At 64.1% G+C, this 18670-nt stretch carries 16 protein-coding genes; 10 read left to right on the top strand and 6 right to left on the bottom strand.

The window, feature by feature from the left end:
- The first annotated feature begins 17 nt into the window (after positions 1-17).
- A complete protein-coding gene (locus H7F36_RS03970) occupies positions 18-1616 on the top strand; it encodes an ABC transporter substrate-binding protein (RefSeq protein ID WP_187053455.1) in 1599 nt (532 codons plus the stop codon).
- A gap of 46 nt (positions 1617-1662) precedes the next feature.
- A complete protein-coding gene (locus H7F36_RS03965) occupies positions 1663-2406 on the top strand; it encodes a 5'-methylthioadenosine/adenosylhomocysteine nucleosidase (protein WP_187053454.1) in 744 nt (247 codons plus the stop codon).
- 115 nt (positions 2407-2521) lie between these two features.
- On the opposite strand, the gene corA is transcribed toward H7F36_RS03965, so the two are convergent.
- Complete coding sequence (corA, locus tag H7F36_RS03960) at positions 2522-3514, bottom strand: magnesium/cobalt transporter CorA (RefSeq protein WP_187053453.1); 993 nt, start codon at positions 3512-3514, stop codon at positions 2522-2524.
- 213 nt (positions 3515-3727) lie between these two features.
- On the opposite strand from corA, the gene H7F36_RS03955 reads away from it, so the two are divergent.
- The 4 genes from H7F36_RS03955 to hprK all read left to right on the top strand — a co-directional run bounded on the left by H7F36_RS03955 (position 3728) and on the right by hprK (position 8091).
- Entirely contained in the window at positions 3728-5875 is a 2148-nt protein-coding gene (locus H7F36_RS03955) for an ATP-dependent helicase (protein ID WP_187053452.1), read from the top strand.
- Between the two features lie 331 nt (positions 5876-6206).
- Positions 6207-6536, top strand: coding sequence for a ribosome hibernation-promoting factor, HPF/YfiA family (hpf, locus tag H7F36_RS03950; protein WP_187053451.1), 330 nt, complete (start codon positions 6207-6209; stop codon positions 6534-6536).
- A gap of 102 nt (positions 6537-6638) precedes the next feature.
- Entirely contained in the window at positions 6639-7106 is a 468-nt protein-coding gene (locus tag H7F36_RS03945; RefSeq protein WP_187053450.1) for a PTS sugar transporter subunit IIA, read from the top strand.
- Between the two features lie 28 nt (positions 7107-7134).
- A complete protein-coding gene (hprK, locus tag H7F36_RS03940; RefSeq protein ID WP_187053449.1) occupies positions 7135-8091 on the top strand; it encodes an HPr(Ser) kinase/phosphatase in 957 nt (318 codons plus the stop codon).
- Here the strand turns inward: hprK and fur are convergent.
- The gene (fur, locus tag H7F36_RS03935) at positions 8088-8507 is read right to left on the bottom strand and encodes a ferric iron uptake transcriptional regulator (RefSeq protein WP_187053448.1); all 420 of its coding nucleotides are present in this window, start codon (positions 8505-8507) and stop codon (positions 8088-8090) included. The genes hprK and fur overlap by 4 nt on opposite strands.
- An 87-nt stretch (positions 8508-8594) precedes the next feature.
- On the opposite strand from fur, the gene H7F36_RS03930 reads away from it, so the two are divergent.
- Genes H7F36_RS03930 through H7F36_RS03915 form a run of 4 tightly spaced genes read left to right on the top strand, consistent with a single transcriptional unit; the run spans position 8595 to position 11135 of the window.
- Positions 8595-9149 (top strand): outer membrane protein assembly factor BamE, encoded by a 555-nt coding sequence (locus H7F36_RS03930; protein WP_187053447.1) that lies wholly within the window; start codon positions 8595-8597, stop codon positions 9147-9149.
- Position 9150: 1 nt separating this feature from the next.
- Positions 9151-9951: a 4-hydroxy-tetrahydrodipicolinate reductase gene (gene dapB, locus H7F36_RS03925; RefSeq protein WP_187053446.1), complete on the top strand. Its 801-nt coding sequence runs from the start codon at positions 9151-9153 to the stop codon at positions 9949-9951.
- Positions 9952-9961: 10 nt separating this feature from the next.
- Positions 9962-10672: a MotA/TolQ/ExbB proton channel family protein gene (locus tag H7F36_RS03920; RefSeq protein WP_187053445.1), complete on the top strand. Its 711-nt coding sequence runs from the start codon at positions 9962-9964 to the stop codon at positions 10670-10672.
- Between the two features lie 16 nt (positions 10673-10688).
- The gene (locus H7F36_RS03915; protein WP_187053444.1) at positions 10689-11135 is read left to right on the top strand and encodes an ExbD/TolR family protein; all 447 of its coding nucleotides are present in this window, start codon (positions 10689-10691) and stop codon (positions 11133-11135) included.
- Between the two features lie 49 nt (positions 11136-11184).
- Here H7F36_RS03915 and H7F36_RS03910 read toward each other — a convergent pair whose 3' ends face one another.
- The 4 genes from H7F36_RS03910 to glgX all read right to left on the bottom strand — a co-directional run bounded on the left by H7F36_RS03910 (position 11185) and on the right by glgX (position 18646).
- Complete coding sequence (locus H7F36_RS03910; RefSeq protein WP_187053443.1) at positions 11185-13695, bottom strand: glycogen/starch/alpha-glucan phosphorylase; 2511 nt, start codon at positions 13693-13695, stop codon at positions 11185-11187.
- Positions 13696-13733: 38 nt separating this feature from the next.
- Positions 13734-15194 carry a glycogen synthase GlgA gene (glgA, locus tag H7F36_RS03905; RefSeq protein WP_187053442.1) on the bottom strand — a complete coding sequence of 487 codons (1461 nt, stop codon included), beginning with the start codon at positions 15192-15194 and terminating at the stop codon, positions 13734-13736.
- Between the two features lie 6 nt (positions 15195-15200).
- Positions 15201-16493, bottom strand: coding sequence for a glucose-1-phosphate adenylyltransferase (gene glgC / locus H7F36_RS03900; protein ID WP_187053441.1), 1293 nt, complete (start codon positions 16491-16493; stop codon positions 15201-15203).
- Positions 16494-16591: 98 nt separating this feature from the next.
- Positions 16592-18646, bottom strand: coding sequence for a glycogen debranching protein GlgX (glgX, locus tag H7F36_RS03895; RefSeq protein ID WP_187053440.1), 2055 nt, complete (start codon positions 18644-18646; stop codon positions 16592-16594).
- Positions 18647-18670 lie beyond the last annotated feature (24 nt).

The following is an 18670-nucleotide window of genomic DNA, read 5'->3' as shown; positions in this document are numbered from 1 at the left end:
TTTGAGAAGGAGATCCCATGAAGAATGTTCGTCTCGCATCGGTGCTGCTGCCGATGGCCTTTGCCCTCACTTGCGGCGCTGCGGCGGCCAAGACATTGGTCTTCTGTTCGGAAGGAAGTCCCGAGAATTTCTATCCGGCCGTCAATACGACGGGCACCTCGTTCGACGTGACCACGCAGGTCTACGACAACGTCGTCCAGTTCGAACGCGGCGGCACCAAGGTGGAGCCCAGTCTGGCCGAGAGCTGGACCATCTCACCCGACGGCACCGAGTACACCTTCAAGCTGCGCAAGGGCGTGAAGTGGCACACCACCAGCAAGAACTTCAAGCCGACGCGCGACTTCAACGCCGACGACTTCATCTTTTCGATCGAGCGACAGTGGAAAGAGAACGACCCGTACTTCAAGGTCACGAGCCAGAACCACTCGTACTTCAACGACATGGGTATGCCCAAGCTTTTGAAGACGGTGGATCGCATCGACGACTACACCGTGAAGATCGTCCTCAACAAGCCCGAGGCACCGTTCCTTGCCAACCTCGCGATGCCGTACGCCGGCGTGCAATCGAAGGAATACGCGATCGCGATGCTGAAGGCCGGCACGCCTGAAAAGATCGACCAGGACCCAATCGGCACCGGCCCGTTCTATCTGGTGCAGTACCAGAAGGACGCCATCGTCCGCTTCAAGGCGTTCCCGCAATACTGGGGCGGCAAGGCGAAGATCGACGACCTGATTTTCTCGATCACGCCCGATGCATCGGTGCGCTGGGCGAAGCTGCAGAAAGGCGAGTGCCATGTGATGCCGTACCCCAACCCGGCGGACCTCGACGCCATCCGCAAAGACCCGAACGTGCAGGTGCTCGAGCAGGCCGGCCTCAATGTCGGCTACCTCGCGTACAACACGACGAAGAAGCCGTTCGACGACGTGCGCGTGCGCAAGGCCATCAACATGGCGATCGACAAGAAGGCGATCATCGATGGCGTCTACCTGACGACCGGCGTCGCCGCCAAGAACCCGATTCCGCCGACCATGTGGTCTTACAACGATGCGGTCAAGGACGATCCCTACGATCCCGTTGCTGCCAAGAAGCTGCTGGCCGAAGCCGGTCTCGCCAACGGCTTCACGACCGACCTGTGGGCCATGCCGGTGCAGCGCCCCTACAACCCGAACGCCAAGCGCATCGCCGAGCTGATGCAGGCCGATCTAGCCAAGATCGGCGTCAAGGCCGAGATCAAGACATTCGAGTGGGGTGAGTACAGGAAGCGCCTGCAGGCCGGCGAGCACCAGATGGGCATGTTCGGCTGGACCGGCGACAACGGCGATCCGGACAACTTCTTGCACACCCTGTTGGGCTGCGATGCTGCCAAGAACAACGGCGGCAACGTCGCCAAGTTTTGCTACCAGCCATATGACGATCTGGTGGTCAAGGCCAAGTCGACGCCCAAGCAGGTCGATCGCGACGCGCTCTATAAGAAGGCACAGGTCATTTTCAAGGAACAAGCACCTTGGTTCACCATCGCCCACGCCGTGCAGTTGAAGCCGGTGCGCAAGGAAGTCGTCGACTTCAAGCTGAGCCCCTTCGGCCGTCACACCTTCTATGGCGTCGACATGAAGTGATTGCGCAAGCCATGGCGGAAGCGACCGCGAACGTCGGGGTGCTCTGATGCCGACGGCCATCCTGAGTGCGCTGCCCGAAGAGCAGCACGGCCTGCGCGAGCAGCTCGAAGAAGCGATGCATGTCCGGCATGCGGGCCGCGATTTCCACACCGGCCGCTGGCACGGCAAGCCGGTGGTGCTGGCGCTGTCGCGCATCGGCAAGGTCGCCGCGGCAACCACGGCGACGGCGCTGATCGAACGCTTCGGTGTTCGACGTATCGTGTTCACCGGTGTGGCCGGCGGTTTGCACCCAGACGTGCGGGTCGGCGACACCGTCATCGGCACAGCGTTTCTGCAGCACGACATGGATGCATCGCCACTGTTCCCGCGTCACGAGGTGCCGCTCTACGGCCGCTCGCGCTTCGCCGCCGACGAAGAGTTGGTCGACCTGCTCGCGATGGCCGCAGGCGCCGTCTCGACCGGCGTGTTCGACGCCGCGACACGCGCCCGCTTCAGCCTCGGCGGCATGCGCATCCACAAAGGATTGCTGGTCAGCGGCGACCGCTTCGTTTCAGCCGCGCATGAAGCGCTGACCCTGCAGCGCGACCTCCCCGAAGCCCTCGCCGTAGACATGGAGGGCGCAGCGGTAGCCCAGGTCTGCCACGACTACGCCATCCCCTTCGCCGCAGTAAGAAACATCTCCGACCGTGCCGACGACACGGCCCACGTCGACTTCCCCGCGTACCTCTCCCAAGTCGCAGGCAAGCAAGCCAGAGCCCTGATCGGCGCCCTTCTCCCCCTGCTCGACTAACGTCCCGGTATCAGTTCAGGAACACCGCAGCACGGGCTCCGCCCGGCCGCTGGTGTTGCCCCCGGTCAGGGGGTGGGAGCGGCGACACGAAGTGCGCAGCGACCTGGGGGCGAGCTCAACTCAACCAGCCCTTGCGCCCGAAGTACCACATCGGCCCCAGGGCACTGGCGATCATGAAAGCCACGACATAGGGGTAGCTGAGCGTTGGCCCGAGCCATTCCAGCTCCGGGAACTTCATGTTCATGCCGTAGATGCTGGCCACCAGCGTCGGCGGCAGCAGCGCCACGCTCGCCACGGAAAAAATCTTGATGATCTTGTTCTGGTTGATGTTGATGAAACCGACGGTCGCATCCATCAGGAAGTTGATCTTGTCGAACAGGAACGCGGTGTGGTTGTCGAGCGACTCGATGTCGCGCAGGATCTGCCGCGCTTCTTCGAATTGCTCGGCGTTCAGCATCTTGCTGCGCATCATGAAGCTGACCGCGCGGCGCGTGTCCATCACGTTGCGCCGAATGCGGCTGTTCAGGTCTTCGTGGCGTGCGATCTCGCCAAGCACTTCGCTGGCCAGGTCGTCGGTCATCTTTCCGGCCAGCACCTGTTCGCTGACTTTCTTCAGTTCGTCGTAGATGTTTTCCAGCGTGTCGGCGGAGTATTCGGCGTCGGCGTCGAACAGTTTCAGCAGCACTTCCTTGGCGTCTTCGATCAGCCCCGGTGCGCGGCGCGCGCGCATGCGCAGCAAGCGGAACACCGGCACGTCTTCGTCGTGGATGGAGAACAGCACGCCGCGGCTGCGCAACTCGCTGTTGTGCTGGTTCAAGATGAAGGCGACGCGCACCGAGCGTGGGTCGTCGTCGTCGTCGATCAAAAAGTCGCTGCGAATATGCAGTTCGCCGTTGTCTTCTTCGTAGAAGCGGGCCGACTCTTCGATGTCCTCGTCCATCGCGTCTTCGGGGATGGAGAGGCCGTAATACTGTTTGATCCAGCGCTTTTCGTCGACCGATGGCGACTCGAGGTCGACCCAGATCGGCTGGAATTTCGACAGCTCTTCGAGCGACTCGATTTCTTCCTGGACGAGGCGCCCGTTGGCGAGCGTAAAGATATTGAGCATGGGCTCACTCCCGTGAATGGACTGTGCGGTTGAACGAGGGCGGGGCGCTTCCGAATCCCTCGATCGACACGCGCGTCAAACGGGAACCGAAAGCTGCCAAGACGGGTAGGTTTCCAAGGCGGAGTCTCCGGTTACAGCAAGGCGCGAATTATGTCACCGGGCCCGTCATGTAACGGTCACGCATCTGGATGGGCATCCAGTAAAGTTGCGCCAATGCAGACCGTGGCGCCGACCCTTCTCCCTCCGCATCTTTCAGCGCATGGCGCGGCACCGACCACGCAGGCAGAGCGGCTCGCTGCGGCGCTGGCCGACCTCAACGATGAACAGCGGGCAGCGGTCGAGCACGGTGTCTATGCGGCATTTGGCGAACCTGCTTGCGACGACCGACCGCTGCTGGTGATCGCCGGTGCCGGCTCCGGCAAGACCAGCACGCTCGCGCACCGCGTGGCGCGGCTCATCGCGCAAGGCACCGATCCGCAGCGCATCCTGCTGCTGACGTTTTCGCGTCGCGCCGCGCAAGAGATGGAGCGCCGCGCCGGCCAGGTCGTGGCACGGGTGTTCGCACTCAAGTCGGAGGTGCCGCCGGCGTTGCCTTGGGCCGGCACCTTTCACGGCATCGGCGCGCGACTGTTGCGCGAATACGCGGCGCACATCGGACTGAACGACAACTTCACCATCCACGATCGCGGCGATGCGGAAGACCTGATGGGTTGGGTCCGGCATGAACGCGGGTTGTCGAGCAGCACCCGACGCTTTCCGCACAAGGGCACCTGCCTGTCGATCTACTCCCGCACCGTCAACACCTGTGCGCCGCTGGGCGACGTGCTGAAGCAGGCGTTTCCGTGGTGTGCCGAATGGGAGGTAGAACTCAAGCGCTTGTTCGGCGCTTATGTCGAGGCCAAGCAGCAGCAGAACGTGCTCGACTACGACGACCTGCTGTTGTACTGGGCGGGCATGGTCGCCGAGCCCACGTTGGCTGCACAGGTCGGCGCGCGTTTCGACCACGTGCTGGTCGACGAATACCAGGACACGAACCGCTTGCAGGCCTCGATCCTGATGGCGCTCAAGCCCGATGGCCGTGGCGTGACAGTGGTCGGCGACGACGCGCAATCGATCTATTCGTTTCGGGGCGCCACGGTGCGCAACATCCTCGACTTTCCGATGCAGTTCACGCGCCAGGCGCGCATCGTCACGCTGGAACGCAACTACCGCTCTACGCAGCCGATCCTCGACGTGTCGAACGCCGTCATCGCACAGGCGGCCGAACGGCATGCCAAGACGCTGTGGACCGACAAGGCTTCGGCCGGCCGGCCTCAACTCGTGCTGGTGCCCGACGAAGCGCAGCAAGCGCGCTGGGTGGCCGACCGCGTGCTCGCGCACCGTGAGGGCGGGCTCGCGCTCAAGTCGCAGGCGGTGCTCTTTCGCACCTCGACGCACAGTGCGGCGCTGGAGCTCGAACTGGCGCGGCGCAACATCCCGTTCGTTAAATACGGCGGCCTCAAGTTTCTCGAAGCCGCGCACGTCAAAGACCTCCTCGCGGTGCTGCGCTTTGCCGAGAACCCGCGCGGCCGGATGGCAGGCTTTCGCGTGACGCAGATGATTCCGGGCATCGGGCCGGCGACAGCAACACGCCTGCTGGATGCCATGGACGTGGCCGCCGACCCCGGCGCCGCGGTAAAGGCATTCATGCCGCCCGCTGCAGCGCAGGTCGAATGGCAACGCTTTGCCGAAACGTACGCTGCCTTGCGTGAGTCGTCGCTCAGCTGGCCAGCCGATATGGAACTCGCGTTGCGCTGGTACATCCCGCACCTCGAACGGCTGCACGACGACACCTCGGGCGTGCGACGTGGCGACGTCGAACAGCTGGCGCGGCTCGCCTCCGGTTATGCCTCGCGCGAGCGATTTTTGACCGAGCTCACGCTCGATCCGCCTGAGGCCACGAGCGATCGCTCTGGGCCACCGCTGCTCGACGAGGACTATCTGATCCTGTCGACCATCCACTCGGCCAAAGGCCAGGAATGGAACTCGGTTCACGTGCTCAATGTGGTCGACGGCTGCATGCCGGCCGACGTTGCTCAGGGCGCCGAGGAGCTCGAGGAAGAGCGGCGGTTGCTTTACGTTGCCATGACGCGGGCGCGCGACCACTTGCACCTGCTGGTGCCGCAGCGCTTTTATGTCACGCAGCAGGCCGTGCGCGGTGACCGGCACCTTTATGCCGGGCGCACTCGCTTCATTACCGCGGCCGACACGGCACGGTTCGAGCAGGTGACATGGCCCGCACCGCCTGCGAGGGCGCCCGCGGTGCCGCCACCCGCCGCGACCATCGATTTGCTGAGCCGGATGCGAGCGAGCTGGCGTTGATCCCCTGCCGGCGGCGTGGCGATGTAACGACGACCGGGCTTTGATTTGCGGCTGAATCGAATTGCCGACCAATGCGGGCGCACACGAACTGCTATGAATTAGGTAGCGGACAAATGTGTCCCCAAAGTCACCCCAAATGTTGGGGAAAGAGAGGGATTGCAATGCCTCGGCAACGTGGGCATAGTGAATCGAACCCACCCTCTTTCTGCTTGGCGCTCCACCCCACTCCCAACAATCCTTCCGTTTCTGTTCCGGTGCCATTCCGTTTCCGCCGGCCACTTTCCATCCCGGAATGCTGGCCATTTCTGCAACGTTTCCCAGGAGGTCATTCATGAATCTGACGATCAGCGGCCATCACCTCGACGTCACGCCCGCATTGCGAAGCTATGTCACGAGCAAGCTGGACCGGATCACCCGGCACTTCGACCAAGTGGTCGATGTGAAGGTGATCCTCACGGTGGAAAAGCAAAAGGAAAAGGAACGCCGGCAAAAGGCGGAGTGCAACATTCACGTCAAGGGCAGTGACTTGTTTGCCGAGTGCAGTAACGCTGATCTGTACGCCGCCGTCGATGAACTGGTCGACAAGCTCGACCGTCAGGTGGTGCGCCACAAAGACCGTCTGCAAGATCATCATCACGAAGCGCCTAAACGTGTGATGTAGTTCTCCTTTGGGTAAATCCTCTTGCATGATCGAGGGCCGCCAAGCTAGCGGCCCTTTGCTTTTTTCGGGGCCAGTGCATAATCGCCCCCGCCCTTCCCCACCATGAATCGCCTCGCGTCCATCCTGCCACCCGCCCAAGTGCTCGTGAGCGTCGACGCCACCAGCAAAAAACGTGCTTTCGAAGAAGCCGGCTTGCTGTTCGAAAACCTTCACGGGTTGGGCCGAGCCCTCATCACCGACAGCCTCTTTGCCCGTGAACGGCTTGGTTCAACCGGCTTGGGTCACGGGGTCGCGATTCCGCATGGCCGCATCAAGGGACTGAAGTCGCCGATGGCGGCGGTGTTCCAGTTGGCCAATGCGATCGGCTTCGACGCACCGGACGAACAGCCGGTCGTGCTTCTCATCTTTTTGCTGGTGCCCGAAGCGGCGACGCAGAAACACCTCGAGATCCTCTCCGAAATTGCCGAGCTGTTGAGCGATGCCGCTTTGCGCGAGAAGATCAAGTCGAGCACCGACGCATCCGTCTTGCACGCACTCATCGCAGGATGGCAGTCGGCGCAGGTGGCTTGAACGCATCGGCAGCAGGACGGTCGCGCGCATGAAGCCGACCGTCATCAGCGCCGATGCGATGTTCGAGGAGTTTCGCGGCTCGCTTCGCTGGGAGTGGCTGGCGGGACTGGGAGCCTCGGAGCGCCAGTTCGACATCGAGGTCATCAGCCGCGCGCAGTCAGCGGCAGACCTGGTCGGCTACCTCAACTACATCCATCCTTACCGTGTGCAGATCCTCGGCGCCCGCGAGGTCGCCTACCTGACGCGCGGAACGCCCGAAGACTGCGCCCGCCGGATCGGCCGCATCGTGACACTGGAGCCGCCGATGCTGGTGCTGGCCGATGCCCAGAGCGCGCCGGACGAACTCCTGTCGATCTGCGAGCGCGCCCAGTTGCCGCTCTTTGCCACGCGCGAATCCTCGGCCTTCGTCATCGATCTGCTGCGCGCCTACCTGTCCAAGCATTTTGCAGAGCGCACGTCGATGCACGGCGTTTTCATGGACATCCTGGGGCTCGGCGTGATGATCACCGGCGAGTCGGGCCTCGGCAAAAGCGAGCTGGGTCTGGAGTTGATTTCCCGTGGCAATGGTCTGGTGGCCGACGACGCCGTCGATCTCTACCGGATCAACCAGAACACGCTCGAAGGCCGCTGCCCCGACTTGCTGCAGAACCTGCTTGAAGTGCGCGGCATCGGCCTGTTGGACATTCGCGCGATCTTCGGTGAGACGGCTGTGCGCCGGAAGATGCGGCTCAAGCTCATCGTGCATCTGGTGCGCCGCGACAGCTTCGAGCGCGACTACGAGCGCATGCCCTCGGCCCCGCTGACGCAAGATGTGCTGGGCATCGCGGTGCGCAAGGTCATCATCCAGGTGGTGGCAGGGCGCAACATTGCGGTGCTGGTCGAGGCGGCGGTGCGCAATTCAATTTTGCAGCTGCGCGGCATCGACACCTATGCCGAATTCGTGGAGCGGCACCACAGGGCGATGGAGTCCGGCCGGCAGGACTAGCGTCGGCTGGCGCAGTCGGCGCAAAGGCCGTACAGCGACATGGCGTGGTCTTGCAGAATCCAGCCTTTGTCGAGAGAGATCATTTGCTGGCGCCGCTCGATCTCGGCGTCGTAGAACTCCTCGACCTTGCCGCACGATGTGCAGATCAGATGGTCGTGGTGCTTGCCTTCGTTTAGCTCGTAAACGGCTTTGCCGCTTTCGAAGTGGCTGCGCTCCAGGATTCCGGCTTGTTCGAACTGGGTCAGCACGCGGTAAACCGTGGCCAGGCCGATGTCGGAGTGCTCGTTGAGCAAAATGCGAAAGACGTCTTCGGCCGTCATGTGCCGCAGGCCGCCGGTCTGGAAGATCTCGAGAATCTTCAGGCGCGGCAAGGTGGCCTTCAGGCCGGTGTTCTTGAGTTCGTCGATGTTGGCCATGGTCGTTCCTGCGTGGGCCGTACGGAACGGGGTCCGCCGGGGGCCAGCCGCTACAATGCGCCGATCATATCGTCACCCTTTTCCCCCATGCTTGCCAATTCAAAAAGCCGCGTCTGGCTTATCGCCGGCGTCGCCGCGAGCCTCTGTCTGGGCGCTTGCACCAACCTCGGCACCCGAACGCGCGATGCGTTGAGCGCTGTCACGCCCTACAAGGTCGAGGTGGTCCAGGGCAACTTCGTCTCCAAAGAGCAGGTCGAGCAACTGAAGCCTGGCATGTCGCGACAGCAAGTGCGCGAAGTACTCGGCACCTCGCTGCTGACCGACGTGTTCCATGTCGATCGTTGGGACTACGTCTTCACCATTCGTCGGCAAGGCGTCGACGCTCAGCAGCGCCACCTGACTGTTTACTTCAAGGGCGAGGTACTCGACCGCTTCGACGGCGACACCATGCCGAGCGAAGAAGAATTCGTGGCGGCTGTCGATGCCCGCAAGCGTAGCGGCAAGGTGCCCGTGCTCGAAGCCAGTGAAGACCAACTCAGCAAGTTCGTGCCGGACAAGAGCATCAAGCCTGACGCATCTGCCGCTTCGCTGGCTCCGCTGCCGCCGAGCTACCCGCCGCTCGAATCCACCACCACCCGCTGACATGCGGCGTATCGCGATAGCTGGCGCCTCTGGTCGCATGGGCCGCATGCTCATCGAGGGCGTGCGCAACGCGCCTGACCTCGAACTGGCCGGCGCGCTGGATGTGCCGGGCTCCGAAGCGCTCGGCACCGACGCCGGCGCGTTCCTTGGTTTTGCGAGCGGCGTGCCGATCGTCTCTGATCTGCGCAATGGGCTCAAAGATGCCCAGGTGCTGATCGACTTCACGCGGCCTGAAGGCACCTTGGCGCACCTCGCGGTCTGCCGCGAACTCGGTGTGCAAGCGGTCATCGGCACGACAGGTTTCACCGACGCGCAAAAAGCGGAGATCGCCAAGATCGCCGAGAACATCGCGATCGTCATGGCGCCCAACATGAGCGTCGGCGTCAACGTCACCTTGAAGCTGCTCGAAATGGCGGCGAAGGCACTTTCGACCGGCTACGACATCGAGATCATCGAGGCGCACCATCGTCACAAGGTCGATGCGCCGTCCGGCACCGCGCTGAAGATGGGCGAAGTGATCGCCGACGCGCTGGGTCGCGACTTGAAGGAATGCGCCGTCTACAGCCGCGAAGGCCTCACCGGTGAGCGCGACCCGTCCACCATCGGATTTGCCAGCATCCGCGGCGGCGACATCGTCGGCGACCACACCGTGCTCTTCGCCGGCACTGGCGAGCGCATCGAGATCACGCACAAGTCGGCCAGCCGCGCCACTTACGTGCAAGGCAGCTTCCGCGCTGTGCAGTTCCTCGCGCAGCAAAAGGCCGGATTGTTCGACATGTTCGACGTGCTCGGCCTGCGCTAGAAGGCATCGGGTGAGCGTTCTCGAGCTGCTGACCCAAGGCGATGGTGTCAGCCGCGCGGTGGCGGCGCTGTTGCTCGCGATGTCGGTGTCGAGCTGGGTCGTGATCCTGCTGAAAGCCTGGTTGTTGCGCAGCGGCACCCGCAGCGTGTTGCGTAGCATCGCCGCGTTCTGGCAGGCCACCACGCTGGCCGAGGCAGAGCAGAACCTCAAGTCTTTCGATCGCACGGCGCTCGTGTTGCCTGCGGTAACGGCTGTCAAAAACCTGGCTGTTGCGACTGCAACGAGCAGCACGACGCTCGGCGCTGCCGGTGACCGATCGCAGCGGCTTACGCGTGTGCTGCGCGACGCACTGCATGGCTCGCTGCGCCGACTGCGGTCAGGCCAGATTCTGCTGGCGACCGTTGGCGCCACGGCTCCCTTTGTCGGCCTGCTCGGCACCGTTTGGGGCATCTACCGGGCGCTGTCGGGCATTGCCGGGCAGACCGGTGGCTTCACGATCGACAAGGTGGCAGGCCCGGTTGGCGAGGCGCTGGTGATGACGGCTTTCGGCCTCGCGGTGGCGATCCCGGCCGTGCTGGCCTACAACGTGTTCGGTCGTGTGATCGGCCGAATCGAGGCCGAGCTCGAAGGCTTTGCGCACGACCTGCTCGGCACCTTTGGCGGCGTGGTAGCCCGGCGCGAAGAAACGTTGCCGCCGGCGCGTCCGATGCCTGTCGCCTGACCCGCGGAATACGCAAATGGCCTTCGGTCGCATTTCGCTCGGAAGCAGCCACGGTGGCACTGGCGGGCAACGTCCGCTCTCCGACATCAACGTGACGCCGCTGGTCGATGTCATGCTCGTGCTGTTGGTGATCTTCATCATCACCGCGCCGCTGATGGCCAGTTCGATCAAGCTCGATCTGCCGCAAACCGATGCCGGCCAACCGAACGACACGCCCAAGTTCGTGAGCCTGTCGGTCGACGCGGCCGGCAAAGTGTTCTTGAACGATCAGGCCGTGAGCGACGAGGAATTGGCGAGCCGGTTGCAGAAAGCAGCCACCGACAGCCGCGACACCGAGGTGCAACTGCGCGCCGACCACACCGTGCCGTACGGCAAGATCGTCGAGCTCATGGGCATCGCGAACAAGGCGGGCTTGAGCCGCATCGGCTTCGTGACCGAAGCGCCAACGCAGCCCGCGCGCTGACGCGAAGCCAGCGGCCTCAAGGGCCGATGGCACGCGGAGGCTCAGACGTTCAAAGCAAAACCGGCTTCGTGTGCCAGATGTCGTGCGCGTATTCGGCGATGGTCCGGTCCGACGAAAACGCACCCATGCCCGCTACGTTGAGGATCGCCATCCGCGTCCACGCATCCGCATCGCGGTACAGCGCATCGACCTTGCCTTGCGCCTCGATGTAGCTGGCGTAGTCGGCCAAGAGCAGATAGTGGTCGCCCCAGTTCACCAGCGAGTCGTAGATGCCCTGGTAGCGCGAAGGCTCGCCGGGAGAGAACGCACCGTCGCGCACCGCGTCCAGCACGCGCTGCAACTCGGGGTTGGCGCCGTAGATGTCGCGGGGCTGGTAGCCATGCAAGCGGATGTCCGCAACCTCCGGCGTGGTGTTGCCGAAGATGAAGATGTTCTCTGCGCCGACGTTGTCGCGCATCTCGACATTGGCGCCGTCGAGCGTGCCGATGGTCAGTGCGCCGTTGAGCGCGAACTTCATGTTGCCGGTGCCCGAAGCCTCGGTGCCGGCGGTTGAAATCTGCTCTGACAAATCGGCCGCCGGCATGATGATCTCGGCCAGGCTCACGCTGTAGTTCGGCAAGAAAACGACCTTCAGCAACTTGCCGACGCGTGGGTCGTTGTTGATGACTGCTGCCACGTCGTTGATGAGCCGAATCACCATCTTGGCGACGACATAGGCCGACGCCGCCTTGCCCGCGAACACCACCACGCGCGGCACGATGTCGATCGGTCCGCCCGCCGCGTGCGCGTCGAGGATGCGCTGGTAGCGCGTGATGACGTGCAGCACGTTGAGCAACTGGCGCTTGTATTCGTGGATGCGCTTGACCTGTACGTCGAACATTGCGTCGGTGTCGATCACCACGCCCATGTGCTGCTCGATCCAGTTGGCCAGGCGCAACTTGTTCTCGCGCTTTGCATGCCGGAACGCACGTGCGAAGGCGGGTTGTGCCGCCATCGGCTTCAATGCTTCGAGCTGCATCAGGTCGCGGCGCCAGCCCTTGCCGATGCGCTGGTCGAGCAGTGCGGCGAGCGACGGATTCGCCTGCGCCAGCCAGCGCCGCGGCGTCACGCCATTTGTCTTGTTGTTGAAGCGTTCCGGAAAGATACGGTTGAAGTCGGCAAAAATCGATTGCTTCATCAGCTCCGAATGCAGGCCCGACACGCCGTTGATCGAGTGGCTCGCCAGCACCGCGACGTACGCCATGCGCACGCGCCGCTCGCCCGACTCGTCGACCAGCGACAAGCGGCGAAGCAGCTCGACATCGTTGCCGACCTTCTGCGTCACGGTCGCGAGAAACTTCGCGTTCATGTCATAGATGATCTGCAGATGTCGCGGCAGGATGCGACCCATCATCTCGACCGGCCACGTTTCCAGCGCCTCGTGCATCAGCGTGTGGTTGGTGTAGCTGAAGACCTTTTGCGTGGCGGCCCAGGCCGTATCCCAGTCGAGGTTGTGCTCGTCGAGCAGCAACCGCATCATCTCGGGCACCGCGAGCACCGGGTGCGTGTCGTTCAGGTGGATGCTGACTTTGTCGCCCAGCTGGTCGAAGGTGGTGTGGTTGCGCAGATAGCGGCGCAACAAGTCCTGCACGCTGGCGCTGCAGAAAAAGTACTCCTGATGCAGCCGCAGCTCGCGCCCCGACGTTGTCGAGTCGTCGGGGTACAGCACGCGAGAAACGTTTTCCGACTGGTTCTTGCTCTCGACCGCGACCATGTAGTTGCCCTTGTTGAAGGCAGACAGGTCGATCTCTTCGGTGGCACGGGCCGACCACAGGCGCAGCGTGTTGGTCGCTTGCGTGCCGTAGCCGGGAATGATGGTGTCGTAGGCCACGGCCAGCACGTCGTGCGTGTCGACCCAGTCGGCAGCGCCGTAGGGCGCGTTGTTGCCCTCACGCTTTTGCACATGGCCGCCGAAGCGCACGCGGTAGTTGACCTCGGGCCGTTGGAACTCCCACGGGTTGCCGCGTGTGAGCCAGTAGTCGGGCGTCTCCACTTGCTGGCCGTCGACGATGCGCTGGCGGAACATGCCGTATTCGTAGCGAATGCCGTAGCCCATGCCGGGAACGCCGAGCGTCGCCATCGAGTCGAGAAAACACGCGGCAAGGCGGCCGAGGCCACCGTTGCCGAGCGCCGCATCGGGCTCGCGTTCGGCCAGCGCCGACATGTCGACGCCGAAGTCGGCCAGCGCCTCGCGCACGGTGTCGTAGAGGTCGACCGCCAGCAGCGCATTTGTGAATGTGCGCCCGATCAGGAACTCCATCGAGAGGTAGTACACGCGCTTCACGTCTTGCTGGTACTGCGCACGGGTGGTGGTCATCCAGCGTTCGACCAGTTGGTCTCGCACGGCCAATGCGGTGGCGTTGAGCCAGTCGTCCTGGCTGGCCGCGACTGGGTCTTTGCCGACCGCGTAGATCAGTTTGTTCGCAACAGCGCGTTTGAAAGCGGCCACGTCACGATCGGGATGGTCGTATTCGAAAGTTTTGATAGGTGTCGCTGCGGTCGTGGGCGTCGTTGTGGTCATAAAGTGTTCGCAGAGGTTGTGAGGGGGCTTGGAAGCCGTCAGGCGATGGCCTGTTGATAGACCGCGATGTATTGCGCGGCGGCGGTTGCCCAGTCGACAGGGCTGCGCATGGCGGTGGCGCGAACGCGTTTCCAATCCGTCGGACGCCGGTACAGGGCGAAGGCACGACGCATGGCGCGCGCGTAGTCGCCGGGCTCGAAGCGGTCGAAGACAAAGCCGGTGGCCTCGCCGTCCGCCATGTCCTCGAGTGTGGTGTCGACCACTGTATCGGCCAATCCGCCAACGCGGCGCACAAGCGGCAGGCAACCATACTTGAGTCCGTACATCTGCGTGAGGCCGCAGGGTTCGAAAAGCGAGGGCACCAGCGTCACGTCGCCGGCGCCGAAGAGCTGGTGTGCCAGCGACTCGTTGTACCCGATGGTCACGCTCACCGACTGCGGCATGGCGACAGCGCGATGGCGAAACGCATCTTCGAGCCAGGCGTCACCGCCGCCGAGGAGCGCCAGCTGGCCGCCCTGGTCGAGCAGCGCATCGAGACCGCTCAGCACGAGGTGCAGTCCTTTCTGTTCTGTCAGTCGGCTGACCACGATGAAGAGCGGGGCATCGGGCAATTCGGAAAGGCCGAGCTGGCGCTGCAGCGCTGCTTTGCTGAGCGCCTTTCCGGCCATGCGCCGGGCTTCAAAGCGGTCGGCCAGCAGTGTGTCGTTGGCCGGGTTCCAGACCTGGTCGTCGACCGCGTTGAGGATGCCGGTGAGCACGCCATTGCGCGCGCGCAGCAAGCCATCGAGGCCGAAGCCCTGCTCGGACGTCTGGATCTCGCGGGCGTAGGTCGGGCTGACGGTGGTGAGGCGGTCGGCGTAGTACAGCCCGCCTTTCATGAAAGACAACTGGCCGTGATACTCGAGCCCGTTCACCTGGAATGCCGGACCTGGCAGGCCGAGGTCGGCGAAATGCCACGGTGCGAAAACGCCCTGGTAGGCCAGGTTGTGCACGGTGAAGACACTGCCGACGCGCGGTCCGGCTGGCCGCTGGGCAAAGGCCAGGTACGCGGGTACCAGGCCGGCGTGCCAGTCATGGGCGTGCACCACCTGCGGCTGCCAGTCCGTATCGAGCCCTTGGGCCAATTGCGCGCCGGCCCAGCCGAGCAGCGCGAAACGGCGGTGGTTGTCGTCGTAGGGCTGGCGATCGGCGTTTTCGTAAGGGTTGCCCGGCCGGTCGTACAGCGCCGGCGCATCGATCACGTAGGCGGGAACATCGGGTGCGCCGGTTGTTTGAATGCGGCCGAGCAGCAAGCGGCTGGTGTCGCCCCACGGCGCCCGCAGTTCGGCAACGGGCGCCAGGTCGACAACGCCTGCAAGGATGGCCGGAAAGCCAGGCAGCAACACGCGCACCTCCTGCCCGGCGGCTGCGAGCGCGATCGGCAGCGCACCCGCCACGTCGGCCAGGCCACCGGTCTTGAGGAGGGGGAAAAGTTCGGCGCTGACCTGGAGAATTCGCATCTGCGCTCAGATTTCGAGACGCCTGAGCATCTCGCGGGTGACCAGCGTCACGCCGGCCTCGGTGCGCTCGAAGCGTGCCGCGTCGGCGGCCGGGTCTTCGCCGATGACCATGTCGTCGGGGATCGTGCAGCCGCGGTCGATCACCACTTTTTTAAGGCGCGCCCCGCGTCCGATCTCTACGTCGGGCAGCAGCACGGCCTCGGTGATGTCGCAGAACGAATGAATACGCACGCCCGAGAACAGCACCGAATTGCTGACGGAGGAGCCCGAAACGATGCAGCCGCCCGACACGATGGTGTTGAAGGTCATGCCGTTCTTGCCGTCGCGGTCAAGAACGAACTTGGCCGGCGGCAGTTGCCTCTGGTAGGTCCAGATGGGCCAGTCGGTGTCATAGATGTCGAGCTCGGGAGTGATGGAGGCCAGATCGAGGTTGGCCGCCCAGAATGCATCAATCGTGCCCACGTCACGCCAGTAAGCCTTGGCGCCGGGTCCGCGTGGCCCGCGCGTTACGCACGACATGCCGAACGGATGCGCGAGTGCGCGCCCTTCGGCCACCGCCCGGGGAATGATGTCCTTGCCGAAGTCGTGATCCGAATCCGGATCGAGGTTGTCTTCTTCGAGCAGTTGGTAGAGGTACTGCGAGTCGAACACGTAGATGCCCATGCTGGCCAGCGCGACATCCGGGTTGCCGGGCATCGCGGGCGGGTCCGCAGGCTTTTCGAGGAATGCGGTGATGGTGCGGTCTTCATTGATCGCCATCACGCCGAAAGCCGTGGCCTCCATGCGCGGTACTTCGATGCAGCCGACGGTGCAGCCCAGGCCGCGCTCGGCATGGTCCTTGACCATGATCGAATAATCCATCTTGTAGATGTGATCACCGGCCAGGACCACCACGTAGTCGTGCTTCGTCGACCGGGTCTGGAGGATGTCGAGGTTCTGGAACACCGCGTCGGCCGTGCCGCGATACCAGTGCTCGTCACCCACGCGCTGCTGCGCAGGCAGCACATCGACCATCTCGTTGAGTTCGGCCCGCAAAAAGCTCCAGCCGCGTTGCAAGTGACGCATCAGCGAATGCGACTTGTATTGCGTGACCACCGCCATGCGCCGGATACCGGAGTTAAGGCAATTCGACAGCGCGAAATCGATGATTCGGAACTTGCCGCCGAAGTACACGGCCGGCTTGGCGCGCCGGTCGGTGAGCTGCTTCAGCCGCGAGCCGCGGCCGCCGGCAAGCACGAGGGCGATGGTGCGGCGCACGAGCTGGTGCGCCTCGAGAGTGACTGGCGTGGGTTGGTCCATGGTGTGTCTCCGTCTGTCTTTGTTGGTTCGTTCGTCTGCAGTTCTTGTCCAGATCCTTGCCTCGATTCCAGCCTAGCACCGGCACGCGCGCATGGCTCCTACGTTCTTGCAATCCACAGACTCGCAGGTGCCACACGGACGCTTGCCGGCAACGGCTGCGATGCGACGGATTCGTCTTGCGCCGGGTCGGTAGCGAGGCAGCCGCGCCAGGTGCCCTCGGGCAACCGGAAGTCGACGGGCGCCGCGCCTGAATTCACCAGCACGAGCCGCATCCCTTCGCCGGCGGCGGCACCCGGGAGTGGATCGAACCGGATTGCAAGGGCCGTGCCTTGCCAGTCTGCAGCTGTCATTGGTTGGGCATCCGGGCGCAACCAATGGACACCCGCAGAAGCGGCGTTGCCGGCGAGCCACCAATGCGCGTTGCGCAGCGCCGGCGATTCGCGCCGCAAGGCCGTGAGCCGCGCGATGAAGGGCGCAAGCGACGCATCGGCTGCGGCCCAGTCGAGCCAGGTCAGCGCGCTGTCCTGGCAGTAGGCGTTGTTGTTGCCGTGCTGCGTATGGCCGAGGTCGTCCCCGGCCAGCAGCATGGGCGTGCCTTGCGAGAGCAGCAGTGTTGCCAGCAATACCCGTTGCAGGCGCATGCGTTCGGCCTGCACTGCCGGGTCGTCGCTCGGCCCTTCGACACCGCAGTTGCGGCTCATGTTGTGGCTCGTGCCGTCGCGGTTGCTCTCGCCATTGGCGAGGTTGTGGCGCTCGTCGTAGCTGACCACGTCGCGCAGCGTGAAGCCGTCGTGCGCCGTCACGAAGTTCACGCTCGCGGTCGGTGCCCGCGCGTCATGGCGAAACTGCTCGCTCGATGCGGTGAAACGGTGCGCGAAATCACCGAGGCCCGCGCTGCCGTCGCGACCCTGTCGTACCCAGAAGCCGCGCTGGGTGTCGCGGTAACGGTCGTTCCATTCGAGCCAGCCGGAAGGAAAGGCGCCGAGCTGGTAGCCACCGGGTCCGATGTCCCAGGGCTCGGCGATCAGCAGCACACGCGACAAGACAGGGTCTTGCGCTACCGCGGCGAAAAAGGGCGCGCGCCGGTCGAAACCGGTCACCGCATCGCGGCCGAGCACCGGCGCCAGATCGAACCGAAAGCCATCGACGCCGAACTCGGTGACCCAGTAGCGCAGGCTGTCCATCACGAGCTGCACGACGCGGGGTTCGTCGAGCTTCAGGCAGTTGCCGCAGCCGGTCCAGTTCTCGTAGAGCGCGCGATCGTCCGGGCGCAGGTGGTAGTACAGCGCGTTGTCGATGCCGCGCATCGACAGTGTCGGGCCGAGTTCATCGGTTTCGGCGCTGTGGTTGTAGACCACGTCGATCACCAGTTCCATGCCGCGCGCATGCACCGCGTCGGCCATCGCGCGGAACTCGCTCGCCGGCGTGGTGCCGACCTGGCCGCTCCAGTAGCGCAGCTCCGGGGCGAACCAGCCGATGGTGTTGTAGCCCCAGTAGTTGCTGAGCCCCATGCCGAGCAGCCGCTGCTCGTCGGCACGGTGCTGCACCGGCATCAGGCTCAGCGTGGTGACGCCGAGTCGCTGCAGGTGATCGAGCACCGCCGGCTGCGCCAGTCCCGCGTAGCTGCCGCGCAGCGCTTCGGGCACGGAGGGGTGCAGCCGCGTATGGCCGCGCACGTGCGCTTCGTAAAGCACGCGTTCGCCGGCCGCGATGCGGGCGCGACCGGCTGGCGCGGTAGGCAGCGGCGCTGCCACGCAGGCTTTGAGTGCCACCGACGCGTTGTCGCGGCGATCAGGCTGCGTCGCGTCTCTGGCATCGTGGCCGGCGAAGATTTCTTCACCACCGTAGCGACCGTTGATGGCGCGCGCGTAGGGGTCGAGCAACACCTTGGCCGGATTGAAGCGGTGCCCGTCTCCGGGCGACCACGGACCGTGCACCCGGTAGCCGTAGATCAAGCCCGCCCGGCCGCTCGGGAGCTGCCCGTGCCATACGCCATCGGTGCAGGCGGGCAGCGCGAGACGCTGTTGCTCGTGCTTGCCGGAGCTGTCGAACAGGCACAACTCGACCTTGGTCGCGTTAGGCGCGACGAGGGCGAAGTTGACGCCTTGCGGGCTTGGCGTGGCGCCCAGGGGGTAGGGGTGGCCTGTGTTCATCGTGCTGTCTTCATCTTGTCGTGT

Origin of the sequence: Variovorax sp. PAMC28562, assembly GCF_014303735.1 — a bacterium.
In the GTDB taxonomy this organism is placed as follows: domain Bacteria; phylum Pseudomonadota; class Gammaproteobacteria; order Burkholderiales; family Burkholderiaceae_C; genus Variovorax.
Note: the sequence above shows the minus strand (reverse complement) of the source record. Positions and strands in the feature narration are given on the sequence as shown.

What these genes read in the sequence shown, in the direction of transcription:
- H7F36_RS03970 (WP_187053455.1), top strand. Translation starts at nt 18, where the DNA reads ATGAAGAATGTTCGTCTCGCATCGGTGCTGCTGCCGATGGCCTTTGCC.
- H7F36_RS03965 (WP_187053454.1), top strand. Translation starts at nt 1,663, where the DNA reads ATGCCGACGGCCATCCTGAGTGCGCTGCCCGAAGAGCAGCACGGCCTG.
- corA (WP_187053453.1), bottom strand. Translation starts at nt 3,514, where the DNA reads ATGCTCAATATCTTTACGCTCGCCAACGGGCGCCTCGTCCAGGAAGAA.
- H7F36_RS03955 (WP_187053452.1), top strand. Translation starts at nt 3,728, where the DNA reads ATGCAGACCGTGGCGCCGACCCTTCTCCCTCCGCATCTTTCAGCGCAT.
- hpf (WP_187053451.1), top strand. Translation starts at nt 6,207, where the DNA reads ATGAATCTGACGATCAGCGGCCATCACCTCGACGTCACGCCCGCATTG.
- H7F36_RS03945 (WP_187053450.1), top strand. Translation starts at nt 6,639, where the DNA reads ATGAATCGCCTCGCGTCCATCCTGCCACCCGCCCAAGTGCTCGTGAGC.
- hprK (WP_187053449.1), top strand. Translation starts at nt 7,135, where the DNA reads ATGAAGCCGACCGTCATCAGCGCCGATGCGATGTTCGAGGAGTTTCGC.
- fur (WP_187053448.1), bottom strand. Translation starts at nt 8,507, where the DNA reads ATGGCCAACATCGACGAACTCAAGAACACCGGCCTGAAGGCCACCTTG.
- H7F36_RS03930 (WP_187053447.1), top strand. Translation starts at nt 8,595, where the DNA reads ATGCTTGCCAATTCAAAAAGCCGCGTCTGGCTTATCGCCGGCGTCGCC.
- dapB (WP_187053446.1), top strand. Translation starts at nt 9,151, where the DNA reads ATGCGGCGTATCGCGATAGCTGGCGCCTCTGGTCGCATGGGCCGCATG.
- H7F36_RS03915 (WP_187053444.1), top strand. Translation starts at nt 10,689, where the DNA reads ATGGCCTTCGGTCGCATTTCGCTCGGAAGCAGCCACGGTGGCACTGGC.
- H7F36_RS03910 (WP_187053443.1), bottom strand. Translation starts at nt 13,695, where the DNA reads ATGACCACAACGACGCCCACGACCGCAGCGACACCTATCAAAACTTTC.
- glgA (WP_187053442.1), bottom strand. Translation starts at nt 15,194, where the DNA reads ATGCGAATTCTCCAGGTCAGCGCCGAACTTTTCCCCCTCCTCAAGACC.
- glgC (WP_187053441.1), bottom strand. Translation starts at nt 16,493, where the DNA reads ATGGACCAACCCACGCCAGTCACTCTCGAGGCGCACCAGCTCGTGCGC.
- glgX (WP_187053440.1), bottom strand. Translation starts at nt 18,646, where the DNA reads ATGAACACAGGCCACCCCTACCCCCTGGGCGCCACGCCAAGCCCGCAA.